Origin of the sequence: Pedobacter deserti, assembly GCF_024436415.1 — a bacterium.
Classification (GTDB): domain Bacteria; phylum Bacteroidota; class Bacteroidia; order Sphingobacteriales; family Sphingobacteriaceae; genus Pedobacter; species Pedobacter faecalis.
On record NZ_JAFMZQ010000001.1, the window covers coordinates 1,424,929 to 1,441,910 of the forward strand.

Below are 16,982 nucleotides of genomic sequence, written 5' to 3' on the forward strand. Positions count from 1 at the left end.
GTTTTATCAAGGCCGGCTTTTGCTTTGTAGGCCCGAACTTCTTAATCTTGCGATAAACGTATCGATGATGAGAAGAATTTATACCGCAATATTATTCATCCTGGCCTGCTCCTCAGCAGTGGCGCAAACCACAATCGTTAAATACCTCTCAGGTAAAGATAAAGACCATACGGTGAACTGGGACTTCTTCTGCACCGATGGCAGAAAAAGCGGGTACTGGACAAAAATACCGGTGCCGTCCAACTGGGAATTGCAGGGTTTTGGTTCCTATAATTATGGGCACGACAAGGTAAAGTCCAATGAACAGGGCCTGTATAAATATGAGTTCAGCACCGGTAAAGTGGATGGAAAGCGGGTGTTTATTGTCTTCGAAGGTTCCATGACAGACACCAAAGTGATGATTAACGGCAAAACGGCCGGGCCGGTTCACCAAGGCGCTTTTTATCGCTTCAAATATGATATTACCGATTTGCTGAAGCCGTCAGGTAAAAACCTGCTGGAAGTAACGGTCAGCAAAACATCGGCAAATGCCTCGGTGAACCAGGCGGAGCGGAAAAGCGACTTTTGGATCCTGGGCGGAATTTTCCGACCTGTTTACCTGGAAATTGTGCCGCAGAAGTTTATAGACCGGGTAGCGATAAATGCTAAGGCCGACGGCTCTTTTGAGATGCAGGTGTTTCCGAAAAACCTGAATGGTACAGAAACTATTGAGGCGCAAATCCAAACCCTGAACGGCAAGGCCGCGGGCGCGTCATTTTCTGCCAATGCAGGGAATACGGCCGACTCGGTCGTACTGCGCTCGCAACTAAATAGCCCGCAATTGTGGAGTGCCGAGTTCCCCAACAGGTATCAGGTTGTGGTGACCATAAAAAATGCAGGGCAGATTATCCATCAGGTTAAACAGAAGTTTGGTTTCAGAACAGTTGAGTTGAGGAAAAATGACGGACTCTATGTAAACGGGGAAAAGATATTGCTTAAAGGCAGTAACCGGCACAGCTTCTGGCCTGAGAGTGGTCGCACGCTCAGCCATAGCGTCCATCTCCTGGATGTGCGCCTCATGAAGGAAATGAATATGAACGCGGTGCGGATGTCCCATTATCCGCCGGATCAGGATTTTCTGGACGTGTGCGATTCTGTAGGTCTGTATGTGATAGACGAACTTACAGGCTGGCAGTCGAAATATGACACCGTAGCCGGTCGCAAGCTGGTTAAGGAACTGGTTGTAAGGGATGTTAACCACCCGTCCATCCTGTTTTGGGCCAATGGTAATGAGGGTGGATTCAACCGCGCACTCGATAACGACTATGCCTGGTACGATCCGCAGAAGCGGACCGTAATACATCCCTGGGAAAAGTTTAACGGAACAGATACGCGTCATTATCCCGATTACGATTACATGGTAAAATCTGCTGCCACCGGCAAAGAGGTATTTTTCCCAACCGAGTTTATGCATGGCCTGTACGACGGAGGAGTGGGGGCCGGTCTGGACGACTACTGGAACCAGATGCTGAAGCACCCGCATGGCGCAGGCGGATTTATCTGGGCATTTGTAGATGAGGCGATCCTTCGGACGGATAAGAACGGCGCATACGATACCGACGGCAATCATGGAGCCGATGGCATCGTTGGTCCGCACCGTGAAAAGGAGGGCAGCTTTTATACCATTAAGGAAATATGGTCGCCCGTCTACGTGGGACTTCGCAAGATCGGGGCCGACTTTTCAGGTAAAATAGAGGTAGAGAACAGGTACGACTTTACGAACCTCAATCAATGCACCTTCCAGTGGAAACTGGTCGATTTTCCTGCAGCAGACAAGAAAGGTACGGAGCCTATCGTAAGGGCATCGGGTTATCCTAAGCTGGCGAATGTAAAACCGGGGGAAAAGGGCTGGCTGGAACTGAACCTGCCGGGCTCATGGAGAAACTACGGCACCTTGTATTTAACTGCTTATGGGGCCGATAAAAAAGAGATTTTTACCTGGAGCTGGGCGCTGAAGCCAGCTGAGGTGATAGTTCAGAAAGCGAGGTCCGCTCGTCCAGCAGAGCTAAAGGCAGAAGATCAGGGCAACAATCTTCGGATCCTATGCAACGGCACTACCTACGTATTCGACAAGGTAACCGGGTATATCAGCCAGGTGCTCAAAAAACGAGGAACTGTGTCCTTGTCGGGCGGACCGGTCCTTGCAAGCGGCGCAGCTGTATTGAAGCAGTTTTCCCATCATGAAGTTGATGGCCAGTACGTGGTTGAAGCGACTTATGGAGGTACAGGTGCTTTGCATGTTAAATGGACTTTTGCTTCAGGTACACCTGCAAAACTCGAATATGAATATGGGCGGCCGGACGCTGCGGATTTTAGCGGTATAACCTTTAATTATCCCGAGGAAAAGATCACCGGTATGAAATGGCGCGGGCGCGGACCTTTTCGCGTATGGAAAAACCGCATGAAGGGTCAGCAATTGGGCGTATGGGAAAAAACCTATAACAATACCGTCACCGGAGAGCATTGGCAGTATCCTGAGTTTAAGGGCTACCATGCTGAGGTAAGCTGGGTAACGGTGCAGACCAAGGAGTCGCCGTTTACGGTGTACTCCAACGATGAAGATGTCTTTTTTCAAATGCTCAGGCCGGCGAAAGAAAAGGACGTCCTGAATAATAACGTCGGACCAGTCTTTCCGGAAGGGAGCATAGGGTTTCTGGATGCTATTAATCCGATCGGCAACAAATTCCACGCAGCAAGATCCACAGGCCCGGAGGGTCAGAAGAATGAAGCAAAAGCGGAGCGGATAAAGCGGACGCTATGGTTTCATTTTGGCCGGTAGTTTATAGGTAGTGGCCTGCGACTGGAGGTTGCCGTCTATCCAAACGCATAATCTGCTTTGATTGCCGGGTTTGGCTGTGTCCCAGTCCTTTTTCCAGATGATGTCAACATCATGTCCGTGGTAACGAAGGTTGCCAAGGTAAAAATAATCCCAGCTGTTGTCGGGCAACAAAGGTTGCACGGCAAAGCTGGAGCTGTGTGATGCCTTAAAACCGATCAGGTCTTCGATGATCATGTCCGGAAAACTCGAATGGAAATAGTCTTTCTCCCCGCCAAAGCCATCGCCGTTACTGGGGATGTACCATTCGCCGATGTTGGGCTCCTTGCCGTGCATTACAGCGAGTTTGCTGATATAATCGAGCAGTAACTCCTTTTCTTTCGCCGATGCGTTCTTTTTATAGTCCCTCAGGTAGTTTGCATAGCCTTTATAAACCATCGAGTTTTCATAGGGCCAGCCCCGTCCGTTCCAGGCGTAAGCCTGTTCATTATAATAAGGGTGCTGCCTTTCCGCAGTAGTCATGCCCTTTTCGTGGTAAAAGCCCTTTGGCGAAGAAAACATTTCCCATGCCTTGCTATATTTCTGGTAGCTGAAAGGGGGGATGAGGTTAAAATACCAGGGCGAATAGCCAACGGATTCGCGGACGCGGGCCTCATAGTCGCCCGTGCCGAACTCATTATCCCCCGCACTTAAGGAATTGAAAAACTGATCCTCTTCATTCCACAATACAGTCAGCACTTTGCTTTGCAGTTGGGTCGCTTTTGTAAGGTATTCAGCCGATTTACCGCTTCTTCCGTCCAGTTGATACAGATCAGACAAAGATTTCAGATTGCCATACATATAGGCGTTCAGCGAAGGCCTCACCATATAATAATCCGGATATCCTTTACGGAAGGCCGTTGGGTATAGTTTCGCCTGCTCCGTTTGTGCCGCTTTGTCAGTGGTTCCCCAGCCCAGATAATAGTCTCTCCAGGTCTCATCCGTGTAAATGCTGTATGGGCCTTTGCTCGCTATAAGTCCCATCACGGCCGAGAGACTGAACTCCATGCCGTTATATAAGTCCAGTATCTTGTACATGCCTGCTGTCTTAGCCGCAGTATTTTTTACGGTAAAAAGGCTGTCCCAGCCATGCTGATGACGCTCCAGGTCGGGAAGTATTTGCTGGAGCCACTGTTTATCGGGGTGTATCTTCAAATAGGCATCCACACCGTTCACCATCCAGCTGGAAAAATGATGGCTTTCAGGTCTGCTCAGGTAAGTAAGGAAGTTGCCGTTTTCGCGCTGGTTCAGCTTAGATGCCGACCCGCTCATGAAATAATCGGCGTAAGATTTTAAATACTTTTCGTCACGCAGCCAGCGTACATCGTAAAACTGGTGGCCAGCCGGACAGGTAATCGCGCCGCTCAGCGAAGCCCAGGGTTTAACACCGAAAAATTCTGTCACCACCCAGTACTTCTTATTGTCGTACGGGTCCTGGTATTCCTTAAGATGCTTACTGATCATCCACCAGCGATAGTTGTACACCTTAGAGATCACGCTGTCGGAGCTCATGAACAGCGGAACGTTATTCATGAGGAAAGCCTTATTGTTTGTGGCATTGTAGGGGCCGTCAGAGTCAGGTCTTTCTTTGTAGGCATTGAACTGATCTATCTGCGATCCCAGCTGGTTCTGCGATTCGAGTTTTAACCTGCGCAGTTCTGCATTGTATATGGTATTGTCCTGACCGGAACCTGAAAACGAGAAACCGAACATTTGGGCGATAATAGCGAGCGCACATATGATATAAGAGGAAATCCTGAACATTTGGTGTTATGTTTGATTAGCAGGACAAGTTACCACAAAAGCAGGAAAAAAGGATGGTTTTTTACTAGCTTTACCCTGGAAGTTTATGAGTGTTTATAGTTCACAAACAGATGCGCAGTTGCTGAACCTGTTAAAGCAGGATGACCGCGGCGCGCTCAATGAAATATATAGAAGATACCAGGGGCTTCTTTATAGCCACGCTTACCGCAGGCTGGCCGACCGCGAGGAGGTACGTGACATTATACAGGAATTATTCGTCTACCTCTGGACAAACCGGCACCAAATTCAACTCAATACCAGTCTATCCGCCTATCTCTATGCTTCAGTGCGCAACAGGGTACTCAATCTGTTCAGGAATAAGAAGGTAAGGGACAACTTTACGGCTTCGCTGCAGGAATTTATTGATCGCGGGGAGACGGTCATAGAAGAGCAGTTTCAAGAGAAAGAATTGCGGGGACTAATTGAAAAAGAAATTGAGGCAATGCCTGCTCAAATGCGGATGGTATTTGAAATGAGCAGGAAGATGGAGATGAGTCACCAGGAGATAGCGGAAGCGCTAAACATATCACCGCACACCGTGCGCAATCAGGTGCATAATGCGCTTAAAATCCTCCGTGGTAAACTGGGCCAAAAAGGGCTTTTGTTGCTATTTTAATTTTTTTTCATTTTTATCTAGTCCCTGGAGTGGTTTGCCGTGTCTTATCATTAAAGCGCGTAATCCCGCGCTATTATTATGAAATCAGAAGAGGCAGATCAGTTAATTGAAAAATACAACAACGGCAAGGCAAGTGCTTCCGAGCGTGCTCTGGTAGAAAGCTGGTACCTCAAGTATCCAGAAGGCGCCAGGTTAAGTGAACAAAACTTGCTGGCGGAGCACGATGCGGGTCTGCACCGGCTGAATGCTTATCTCGACAAGGGGCGGCGCATAAGGCTGCTGCAGCGTGTTGCGGCTGCGGCGACTGTTTTTCTGGTCCTGAGCACAGGTATTTATTTTTACGGATCTGCTCCACAAGGCATTAAGGATTCAATAACGCCCGAACAGGATATCGCCCCGGGAGGAGACCTGGCTGTGCTTACGCTTGCCAACGGTGATACGCTGAACCTCAGCTCGGTTAAGGCTGGTGTAGTGATCGGGGCTGAAGGATTAACCTATACGGATGGTGCAAGGGTAGGTGGTCCAAATGCGACTGCTGATCCTGATTCTGCGGAGGAGATCACTGCGGAAACGCCGCGCGGTGGCACGTACAGGATTCAATTGTCTGATGGCACGCTGGTGGTAATGAACTCGGAAAGCAAACTTACTTTCGCTCAGTATTTCAATGATCAAAGCCGCATTGTTGAGCTTTCCGGCGAAGCTTACTTCGAAGTGGCAAAAGACCCGGCCCGACCTTTTGTGGTAAAAACGAACGGGCAGGAAGTTCGCGTGTTGGGAACACACTTCAATATCAACAGTTACACACAAAACAGATCGATACGAACCACCTTGTTGGAGGGCAGCGTCCGCGTTACTGCCTCCAATAGCGAGCTTATTTTAACTCCGGGCTACCAGGCCGTTTTAACAGGTGGCCAATTGAGCCAGGCAAAAGCCGATCTGGAGGAAGCAGTTTCATGGAAAGATGGCTATTTCCGGTTTAACAATGAAAGCATTACAGACATCATGTCTAAGCTGGCGAGATGGTACGATATAGATGTCGCCTACGAGGGCGACATCACCGATGAAGGTTTTACGGGAACAATTTCTAGGTTCAAAAAAATCAGCGATGTGCTGGCCATGCTCGAAACAACCAAAACCGTTCATTTTAAGATTGAGGAAAGGAGGGTTACCGTTATGAGATAATTCTACATGGTAATTCCAGTAAAAAAGCACCCCGGCCTAGGAACCGGGGCGTAATAACTGGCTTAACATTAACTAATCTGAACGATCAACTATTGACTGGCCCTCCCATCTTCGAAAATGATGGCCAGCCATGTAAAACCAACTAACAAATGTACAATATTTACACCACAAGGGGTAGGGGTCTTTTGTGCCGTCTCCCTAAAATTCTGCTCATTATGAAGCTGACCACTTTGATCATGATTGCAGCGATCCTGCAGGTTAGCGCAGGTACCTATGCCCAGAAGATTACGCTCTCAGAAAAAAATGCCCCTATAAAAAAGGTGCTCGATCAGATCAGGGCGCAAAGTGGATACGATTTCCTGTTCACCAACAGCAACCTGAGAAATGCAAACCCTGTAAGTATCAGCGTAAAAAATACCGAGCTGAAAGATGTACTGAAGCAGGTTTTCGAAGGACAACCTTTTGAATATACCGTTTTGAAAAATTCGGTGGTAGTATCAAAAAGGGAACCCTCTATACTCGACCAGATAGGCCAACTTTTTTCGGCTGAAGACATTCGGGGTGTAGTGGTCGATGAAAGCGGCAAGCCGATTCCGGGTGCCGGAGTTAAAATAAAAGGGACTAACAGGGGTGTCCGTACCAACGATCAGGGCGCTTTCGTCATCAACGTTGACGCGAACACGATTCTGGTCTTTAGTTATGTGGGATACGAAACGAAGGAGCTGCGCGCCACCCCCAATATGAGGGTATCCATGACATTGAGCCAGAATAACCTGGAAGATCTTGTGGTGGTAGGATATGGAACTACCAAAAGAAAGGATCTGACGGGTTCTGTGGCATCTGTAAACCTAGATGAGGTACGCAATGTGCCTTTCGCGACCATAGATCAGGCCTTAACCGGTAAGGCCGCCGGTGTACAGGTGGTACAGGCAGACGGATCACCTGGAGGTGTAGCGAAGATCCGTATCAGGGGAGGAACTTCGTTGATGGGCGGAAATGACCCGCTTTACATTATTGATGGGGTGCAGGTTCAGGTGCAGAATCGTTATCAGGCGGGCGCAGCGGATATTGTTAGCCCGGTAGAAAGAGGGGGTAACGACGACCCGAACTTTACTGTTGCCGGATCTTTTGCCCGGGGATTAAACAGTTTGGGTGGACTGAATATCAACGACATAGAGACCATCGACATCCTGAAAGATGCGTCCGCAACGGCCATCTACGGATCGCGCGCAGCGAATGGTGTGGTAATTATTACCACAAAAAAGGGCAAGGCTAATCAAAAACCAATTCTGGAAGCCAACTATTACACAGCGATAAGCAGTCCCGAAAAGGAGCAGGTGCTGAACCGTGACCAATATATTATGCTGGTAAAGGAAGCTGCCCAAAACCTGAATAATGCCCGTGCAGCTCTTGTTCCTGCATTGGCACCCAATCCGCTCGCAACGCAGATTCTCACCGATCCAAATTTCTTTGGGACAGCCAATACGGATTGGATGGATCTTGTGCTGAGAAACGGTATTACACAAAATGCCGATGTTTCGGTGAGGGGTGGTGGAACAGGTTCACGCTACTACACATCCATAACCTACAACAAGAATGAGGGTACTGTTATTGGTACCGACTACTCCCGCCTTGCTGGTAAAGTGAGCCTGGATAACGACATCACTTCTAAACTTCGGTTTAATACGAATCTCGACTATGGCTTCATGACAAACAACATTACCAATGGTATCTATACGCAGGCGATGTTTGCACCGCCCACTGTAGAGCCATACAATGCAGATGGAAGTGTCAAGGTTATTGATCCCGCATCAATTGGTGCATACGCCTATGAGGGATTCCAAAATCCTTTATTGCTCACTAAAGGCGTAAACAAGTCGAACACCATATTCCTGATCGGAAATGTCGCGGGAGAATATGATATTCTTAGCAATCTGAAATTCAGAAGCTCCGTGGCGGTGAATTACAATAATTACCGTCAGAACAATTACATTCCAAGCACGGCTTCCATAGCTACACCAAACGGAACGGGAAGTTCTAATAACGGTACCGCCACGCAATCGCAGGCCCAGCAAACGAATACGTTCTTTGAAAACACGCTGACCTGGGACAAGGAGTTCAACGAGAACCACCGTCTTAACCTTTTGGTGGGTACCTCCTGGCAGATCACCAAATCAAACGCTTTTTCTGCAAGCGGACAGGGTTTCCCGGATGACACATATCTGAACAATCTATCGTCGGCAGCTGTAACCCTGCCTGCTACCGGCACTTCAGACCAGAACTCGTTACTAAGTTTTTACATGAGGGCTAACTACAGCCTGATGGACAAATACCTGTTTACTTTTACAGGGAGGTCAGACGCGTCATCCAAATTTCCTGAAGCAAACCGTGTAGGATATTTTCCTTCTGGCGGTGTCGCCTGGCGTATTTCACAGGAAAACTTCCTAAAGGAGATCAGTTGGATCAGTGAAATAAAACTCCGTGCAAGCGCTGGATATACTGGAACGCAAAACATTGCAGACAACCTGTTCTACACGCTGTATGCACCCGTATCTTATGCAGGGCTGAACGGCTTGTCGCCCAGTCAGCTCGGTAATGATAAACTGAAATGGGAATCTACACTGCAGAAAGATGCTGGAATTGACTTTGCATTTTTCAATGCAAGGCTGCGCGGCGGTGTCGGTTATTACGAAAAGTCGACCACAGGAGTCTTGTTCCCTACAACCGTTGCGGCGAGTTCCGGTTTCAACGGTGTTACCGCAAATATTGCGAATATCCGTAACCGAGGTCTTGAAGTAGAACTGAGCGGTGATTTTATTCGTAACAAGAACTTCCAGTGGTCGGGTACAATGAATGTGTCTGGAAATCGTTCCAAGGTTCTGGCACTGTCAAACGACTTCGCTGATCCGAATAATCCGACGATATATAACTACGGGAATACCGTATTGAAAGTAGGTGAACCTGTCGGGTTGTTGTATGGACGGGTATTCGATAAAATATTGACTACCCAGGCTGAGGTAGACGCTTATAAACAAGGGAACATACTGGCCGGAAGTTATCCTTATCTAGGAATTGGCGACGCCAGCTATATTCTTGACGACAATGCTTTCGGTGTTCCGGGAATACGTTATTTTAAGGATGATATCATTGGGCGTGCCGAGCCAAAGTATTACGGCGGTTACACGAATAGGTTAGCCTACAAAGATTTCAGCCTTACTACTCTCGCTACCTTCTCCTACGGTGGGGATATTTTCTATCTCGCTGACGTGCAAAACCAGGATATGGCAAAACGCACTAACAAAAGTGTAGCGATCCTGGATCGCTGGACGCCGGAAAATCCCAGTGCCACCAGGCCGCGATTAATCCAGGGCCAGGGCACCTATGCTTATGCAGCGAGTAATAATGTTTATGATGCCTCTTTTATAAAGCTAAAGTCCGTAACGCTTGCTTACCAGTTTCCAAAGGGCTTAACGGACCGGTTAAAGGTAAACGGCATCTCGGCTTACGTTTCGGGAACCAACCTGTTCACAATTACGGATTATCCGGGTGTTGATCCCGAAACGAGCAACGATCCGTATAGTTTAATCGGCGGCTATAGCGATTCAGGGGGTTACCCGTACGTAAGACAGTTCAGTTTCGGCGTACGTGTTGGCTTGTAGGGAAGAGACAAGAGTGGATTTACATTCAAATAAATGGAAGATGAAAATATTATATAAAATTCTTACAGCCGCCGTCATGCTGACGGTGATTTACAGCTGTGAAAAGGAACTTGGAGCCTTACCAAAAAATGCTAAAGTCGAATCAAATACGATTCTGGATCAGGCTACTGCTCAGATTGCTTTAAACGGCGCCTACTATAACTTTGCCAACGCAACCAATATAAAAACCGGTTGGCAAATGCATCAGATCACGCCAGCCATGTTTGCCGGCTACCTTGGCTACGGCTTTGGTCAGCTACCACAGGAAGATAATCAGACTTTGAGCGTTTCAGGAACTTTTTGGGATGAGTCATACCGGTCTCTAAATGCTGCAAATGGCGTATTAAAGGGAGTCAATGCGCTGCCAGATAACGCTTTCACAGGCAACCGGAAAAAGGAAATCCTGGGCGAAGCCAAGTTTATAAGGGCTTATTCCCATTTTAAGCTACTGAGCTATTACGCAGAGTGGTACAAAATAGGCAGCACCCAAGGTGTGTTACTTCGTGACGAGCTATCGACGTTGACGAATATTGCTAAAAAGCGCAGTACAGTAAAGGAAAGCTACGACTTTGTCCTTTCCGACCTCGATGAAGCCATTGCAAATGCACCGTCAACAAACCCAAATCATTATGCCACCAAATGGGCGGCTATGGCCTTGAAAATGCGGGTATTAATCAATCGGGGGCAGCAAGGTGATTATGCCGAGGTGATAAGCCTTGCTGATAACATCATCCAAAATAGTCCTTTTGTACTGGAGCCAATTGCAGAGGACATATTTCATAAAAATGGTCTGGCTAGTAAAGAAGTAATCTTGGGCGTAAAACCACAAGCGCTCCAGCCTTCCGATCCCTATAGCAAAAGCAGGCAATACTGGCCATCTGCATCGGCTTTGTATGTTGCAAAGGCAAAATTGAAAGACCTGTACGCAAACGATCCCCGGCAAAACTGGGTTATTGGCATTGCTAATCCCTCAACTTCATCGCCGAACACATTTTATTTTACTAAATATCAGCTAGTAAACGGAACGCCGTCTCTGCTTACTGAAACAGATTATGCGATACGTCTGACTGAGGTGTACCTGCTTAAAGCTGAGGCGATCGTCAGATCTGGCGGTAGTCTGGCTACTGCCAAAGGGCTGGTACACCAGATCCAGGAAAAAGCGGGAATAACTGCGACTACCAATAATATTCCATATCTGGCAGTCGAAGCGGCAAACTCTCCGGAAGCGCTCTTAATAGAAATTTACAAAGAGACTTCGAAAAGCCTTGTAGGTGAGGACGGCAGCGAGTGGATGGCTTTACTCAGGTTGCCTTTCGCAACCGTTCAGCAATTGAAGCCAAGCATTACCAGTCAGATACAGTACATCATTCCGGTACCAGTAACCGAATTCCGGTACAATCCGCTATTTGGTGAGCAAAACACAGGATACACTAAAAACTAAAACTATGAAACAACATTTAATCGCATTTATTATCAGCGCTGGCTTCATGCCAGCGCTCGCGCAACAAAACGCTTTTGTTCTTAATGGAAAGATAAAAGGGCAATCATCCGGTTATATCAAACTTAATTACGCTGCGAATGGCAAATATGTACAGGATAGCGCAGTTATAAACAACGGTTCTTTCGTCTTTAAGGGTTCGCTTGGTGAACCTGCAATGGCTTACATTATCGGCCCCAATGCTGGCCGTGCCATGGACGATCCCAATGTGGGCTCGTTTTTCCTTGAGCCGGCGACTCAATCGGTAGAGTTGACCGCCGGCGACTTCAAGAATCTGAAGGTCACAGGTTCAAAAACACACCAGGAGTATGCTGACTTACAAAGCAAAAAGAAAGCGCAGCTCGACCAGATCGCAAAAATAGGTGCGGCTTATGATGAGGCCAACAAACGTTATATCGAGGCAAGACAAGCTGGGAAATCGGAGACGGAACTTGATGCGCTCAAAGAAAAAGCGAACGATATTAAAGATCAAATGGATCCGTACAGGGAAGCGATGGACAAAATTGATATGGAGTATATCAAAACGCACCCAGATTCGTACTACTCTGTTTATGCCTTACGGTGGAGGGTTTCGGGTATGCCGCTTTCGGAGGGCAAGGCGCTTTATGCAGGATTGTCTGACAGAATTAAAGCAACCAGCCAGGGGAAAGAGATTGCTGAGGAACTTAGAAGCCTGGAAGGCGGATCTCCGGGTGCAAAGGCCAATCTGTTTAGAGCTACAGATATCAACGGACAGCAGCTCGACCTGAACGACTACCGCGGCAAGAAATACATATTACTCGATTTCTGGGCCAGTTGGTGTGTACCCTGCCGGAAAGGAAACCCGCACCTCTTATCGCTCTACAGCAAATACAAAGATAAAGGACTTGAGATCGTAGGCGTGTCTGACGACGACAGTAATCCTGGAGCCTGGAAGAAGGCTGTTGCCCAGGATCAAATAGGTGTATGGCGTCATGTACTACGCGGCCTTAAGCGGGTAGGTAACGACTTCGACCGGTCATCGGATCTTAGCGATGCTTATGCTATTCATTCCCTGCCAACGAAAATACTTATTGATAAGAACGGCGTTATTGTAGGACGCTACGGCGGAGGTGGTGAAAACGACGAGGCTATGGATAAAAAACTAGCAGAAATATTTAACTAACATTTAATCATGAAAAAAACTGGAACATTATTAAGCGCCTGCCTCCTCTATGTAGTAGGCGGAGTGTATGCTCAGCAGACTAAAGTAACGGGCGACATCAAGGGCCTTGGCGACGTAGAAGTTAACATCTACTACTACGAAGGCAAAGAAACGAAAACGGGTACGGTGCAAACGAAGGACGGAAAGTTTACCTGGACGGGCAATTTCAAGGAACCGCAAAAAGTGACCATCATGTTTCCGCGGCAGGCCGCATGGGTATTCCTTGAACCCGGGAATATTTCCATAAAAGGGACAGCAGATTCTCTATATGCCCTAAAGGTCACAGGTTCTAAAACGCAGGCAGAGGCCGATGTGTTTGCTGCCTCGCAGAAATTTCTTGACGATCAGCAAATGCCATTGTACGAGAAATACGGAAAGGTGAGTAAGGAGGAGCAGCTTGCTATTGAGCAGAAACTTGATGATATCAGACGTCAGAGAAGGGAGCTGGCCGACAAATACATTTCTGCGCATCCCGAAAGTGCCTTAAGCCTTAGTCTGGTTACCGACCGTGCAAGCATGGGCAGTTACAAAGACATACAATCGGCCTACAACAAGCTCGGTCCAAAGGCAAAGGCAACGGCCGAAGGTCAGCGCCTCGCCGAGCGTCTAACGGTTCTAAAGCGCAGTGACATCGGTACCCCAATGCTGAACTTTACTCAGAACGACGTTGACGGTAAGCCCGTTACTTTCGCTGCTTTCAAAGGCAAATATGTGTTGGTCGACTTCTGGGCTAGCTGGTGCGGACCTTGTCGCGCCGAAAACCCCAACGTGCTGAAAGCATACAACACCTACAAAGACAAGAACTTTACGGTAGTCGGCATTTCACTGGACGATAAAGGTGAAAACTGGAAGAAAGCGATCAAAGACGACGGGATGCCGTGGACACAGCTATCTGATCTTAAGGGTTGGAAGAACGAGGTGTCGCAGTACTACGGCATCAACGGAATCCCGAGCACGCTGCTGGTAGATCCTCAAGGCAATATTATCGCAAAAGACCTCCGCGGAGAGATGCTCAATCATAAACTTGAGGAATTATTCGGAAAAAAAGCGAAATAAGCAGTTAAGCCCCCCATACTATGCAAGTGAAAGTACAATGGATAGCCATATTACTGATTCTTTATGCAGCGGTTAGCCTCGCCCAAACAACCAAAATCATCGTAAGAGCGAAAGCGAAAGATGCTAAGTTCCTGCCTGCATCGCTTGGCGTACATGTAACCATTCGGAACAATATGACAGGTGAGGTTATGGCTAAGGGTATGGCAACAGGCGGATCTGGAAACACCGATGTGATTATGGCAGAGGCTATTAAGCGCAATCAGCAGCTTGCCGACGCGGGCACCTCGAAGTTTGAAGCTTCGCTGGAGCTCACAGATCCGACGTTTGTCGACATAGAGGTCATCGCCTCCGTTAACCGGAGAAACGGTACGAAAAAAATAACTACACAAACCTGGCTGATTCCCGGGAAAGACATACTGGGCGACGGTATCGTGGTGGAGATTCCGGGTTTTATCGTCGATATCCTTGCGCCGACAACACAGCAATATACACGGCTGGAATCCATTAAGGAGGGTAAAATGCCCTTGAAAGCGAGCATTACCATGGCTTGTGGCTGCGTTATATCCAAAGGCGGCACCTGGGATTCCGAGGCATTTACGACCAAGGCGATCATTAAGCATAATGGGCAGAAGATCGGTGAAATACCTTTAAAAATCACTGATGTCTGGAATAATTTCGAAGCCGCGATACCCATTACAGCTAAGGGCGATTATGAAGTGCATGTGTATGCGTATGACCCTAAAACAGGTAACATTGGCGTGGATAAGATAAACTTCACCGTCATTTGATAGTACCAGGTGTCCACCAAGTTCGGGCTTAATCAGGGTTTAATCCAACACTTGTCCACAAAAGGTACCCTATTTTGCGAACAAAGCCCAGACCAGACCCAGACTATTTCCGAACAAGGTAGGAGCATGGAGGCTGCAAGGTGGCCGGTAACTATCGTGAAGGGGTTACGACTTTTGTCGTCCTGATACTCCTCGCACCAGCCTGTCCAAACCCTCTTCAAGCAGGGGGCGCGGACAGGCTATATTGATCCGGATAAATCCTTCTCCGCCCGTACCATACATGCTGCCCGCGTTAATCCACAATTTTTCTTGTTCAAGAAGTGCGGCCGACAGTTCGGTAGTTGAGATCGGGAGTGAGCGGCAGTCGGCCCAAACCAAATAGGTCGCCTCTAAAGGCAGCACACTTAAGGCAGGAAGTTTGGTTTTGAATACTTCCCGGAGATAGAGGTAGTTGTTATACAAATAGACCTTTAGCGCTTCGAGCCAGGGCTCGCCTTCGTTGTATGCAGCTTGCAGCCCCTCAACGGCAAAAGGGCTGAACATATTGGTGTCCTGCATACGGAACGTAGCTTCAATCCTTTCCCGGTATCCGGTGTTTGCAGTAAAAAGGTAACCGACCTGAAGTCCCGCCAAGTTGAAACTCTTGCTCGGAGATGAAAGCGTAATCACGGATTCCGGGCCGGCAACAGCGGCAGTGGGAATATGCCGGAACCCTGTATGTATCAGGTCTGAATGAATTTCGTCTGAAACGATGATCAGGCCATGTTTTCTGCAGATATCAGTCAGTTTTGATAGTTCTTCCCGGTTCCATACCCGGCCGGTAGGGTTATGCGGATTGCAGATGATCATGATTTTCGTCGACTCCTGCTGCGCTTTCTCTTCCACGTCGTCAAAATCAATCGTATAACGGCCATCGCTGTATATCAGTTCGGATTCGATGACCTGGCAGCTACCACTGCCGATTGATTCGTAAAAGTGATTATAAGCCGGGGAGAGCAGTAATACCTGATCGCCCGGCTCTGTAAAGGATCGGATTAAGGCCGACAAGGCCGGAATGATACCCGTGGTGGGTATGATCCATTCTTTTTGAATAGAGAACCCGTGCCGCTTATGCCACCAGTTTACAATAGCTTCGAAAAACGTATCAGGAAGCAGGGTGTAACCGAAAATGCCATGCGCTACCCGCTTAGCCAGCGCCTCAACTATGGGTGGGGCAGTCTTAAAGTCCATGTCGGCCACCCACATCGGGAGCATAGTCTCTTCCGCACTCGCGTCCCATTTTACGGCACTGGTACCTTTGCGGTCAATCAGTTCATCGAAATCATATGTCATGCCCGAAGTTAAGAAAAACGAGGCAATACCTGCCGACCAAAGTCGCTGATAAACGCCTCTTGCTCCCGGTTCACATTATGCAGAGCAATCCGTTCAAATCCCAGCGATAAATCCTGCTTAATCCATTCGGCATGCTCTTCCAGGCTGGCCGAAACGCGCACCATGCGCTGCAGGTCTTCCCGTTTCACAAATTCGGCCGCTGCGTCGAAATGCTCGGGCGTGGGCATATCGCCCAGCACAGTGCCCTGAAAAATGTTGGTGCGCCACTGCTCATACGCACCTTCCAGCGCCTGTTCGGCAGTAGCTGCGTAAGATAGCTGCACTTTCAAATGCACCGGTTTATCTGCGCCTCCATTGCTGCGGAATGCATCTACTACCTTCTTCAGTTCCTCGTAAGGCTGATGCACCGTGATCAGACCATCTGCCCAGCTGCCTGCCCATGCTGCGGTTTCTTTGCTGACTGCCGCGCAGAATAACCTGGGTTTTTGCTCGGGAAGTGTATACAACCGGGCTGTTTCTACAGTTACAAGCCCCTTGTGGCTTACGGTTTCGCCGTTTAAAAGCCTTCTGATGATTTCCGCACACTCCAGCAAGCGTTCATTGCGCGTTTGTTTGTCGGGCCATTTCTCGCCCGTAATGTTTTCATTCAATGCTTCGCCGCTACCCAGATTGATATCAAACCTTCCAGGAAACATTTCAGCCAAGGTAGCAATGGCCTGAGCAACAACGGCCGGGTGATAGCGCTGGCCGGGGGCGCATACCACGCTGTATGGTAGACTGGTGGCATGCATGGCCGCACCCAGCCAGGCAAAAGAAAAGCCACTCTGTCCCTGTCTGTGGCTCCATGGATGAAAATGATCTGAGGAAGCAATGGCGTCAAAGCCAACGCGCTCCGCCATCGCGGCATACCTTAACAGTTCGCTAGGCCTGAATTGTTCATGCGAAGCGTGATAAGCAAATGTTGTCATATTG

Annotated in this window: 11 protein-coding genes; 8 read left to right on the forward strand and 3 right to left on the reverse strand. The window is 48.3% G+C overall.

Translation table 11 applies throughout. The features are described from left to right. Positions 1 to 64 precede the first annotated feature (64 nt). Entirely contained in the window at positions 65 to 2,818 is a 2,754-nt protein-coding gene (locus J3P40_RS06435; RefSeq protein WP_256003930.1) for a glycoside hydrolase family 2 protein, read from the forward strand. Here the strand turns inward: J3P40_RS06435 and J3P40_RS06440 are convergent. Next, a complete protein-coding gene (locus tag J3P40_RS06440; protein ID WP_256003931.1) occupies positions 2,795 to 4,618 on the reverse strand; it encodes an MGH1-like glycoside hydrolase domain-containing protein in 1,824 nt (607 codons plus the stop codon). The two genes, J3P40_RS06435 and J3P40_RS06440, sit on opposite strands and share 24 nt — an antisense overlap. Before the next feature lie 85 nt (positions 4,619 to 4,703). Here J3P40_RS06440 and J3P40_RS06445 point away from each other — a divergent pair, with 85 nt between their 5' ends. The 7 genes from J3P40_RS06445 (at position 4,704) to J3P40_RS06475 (ending at position 14,678) form a co-directional block, all read left to right on the forward strand. Then, entirely contained in the window at positions 4,704 to 5,273 is a 570-nt protein-coding gene (locus J3P40_RS06445) for an RNA polymerase sigma factor (protein WP_256003932.1), read from the forward strand. Positions 5,274 to 5,351: 78 nt separating this feature from the next. Beyond that, entirely contained in the window at positions 5,352 to 6,455 is a 1,104-nt protein-coding gene (locus J3P40_RS06450; RefSeq protein WP_256003933.1) for a FecR family protein, read from the forward strand. 215 nt (positions 6,456 to 6,670) lie between these two features. Beyond that, positions 6,671 to 10,114, forward strand: coding sequence for a TonB-dependent receptor (locus J3P40_RS06455; RefSeq protein ID WP_256003934.1), 3,444 nt, complete (start codon positions 6,671 to 6,673; stop codon positions 10,112 to 10,114). A gap of 40 nt (positions 10,115 to 10,154) precedes the next feature. Further along, positions 10,155 to 11,594 carry a RagB/SusD family nutrient uptake outer membrane protein gene (locus tag J3P40_RS06460; RefSeq protein WP_256003935.1) on the forward strand — a complete coding sequence of 480 codons (1,440 nt, stop codon included), beginning with the start codon at positions 10,155 to 10,157 and terminating at the stop codon, positions 11,592 to 11,594. Positions 11,595 to 11,598: 4 nt separating this feature from the next. Continuing rightward, positions 11,599 to 12,795 (forward strand): TlpA disulfide reductase family protein, encoded by a 1,197-nt coding sequence (locus J3P40_RS06465; RefSeq protein WP_256003936.1) that lies wholly within the window; start codon positions 11,599 to 11,601, stop codon positions 12,793 to 12,795. Positions 12,796 to 12,804: 9 nt separating this feature from the next. Continuing rightward, positions 12,805 to 13,890 (forward strand): TlpA disulfide reductase family protein, encoded by a 1,086-nt coding sequence (locus J3P40_RS06470; RefSeq protein ID WP_256003940.1) that lies wholly within the window; start codon positions 12,805 to 12,807, stop codon positions 13,888 to 13,890. Between the two features lie 20 nt (positions 13,891 to 13,910). Next, complete coding sequence (locus tag J3P40_RS06475) at positions 13,911 to 14,678, forward strand: hypothetical protein (RefSeq protein ID WP_256003942.1); 768 nt, start codon at positions 13,911 to 13,913, stop codon at positions 14,676 to 14,678. A gap of 165 nt (positions 14,679 to 14,843) precedes the next feature. On the opposite strand, the gene J3P40_RS06480 is transcribed toward J3P40_RS06475, so the two are convergent. Beyond that, positions 14,844 to 16,010 carry a MalY/PatB family protein gene (locus J3P40_RS06480; RefSeq protein ID WP_256003944.1) on the reverse strand — a complete coding sequence of 389 codons (1,167 nt, stop codon included), beginning with the start codon at positions 16,008 to 16,010 and terminating at the stop codon, positions 14,844 to 14,846. A gap of 8 nt (positions 16,011 to 16,018) precedes the next feature. Then, complete coding sequence (locus tag J3P40_RS06485; protein ID WP_256003947.1) at positions 16,019 to 16,978, reverse strand: TIGR03885 family FMN-dependent LLM class oxidoreductase; 960 nt, start codon at positions 16,976 to 16,978, stop codon at positions 16,019 to 16,021. Between the last annotated feature and the right edge of the window lie 4 nt (positions 16,979 to 16,982).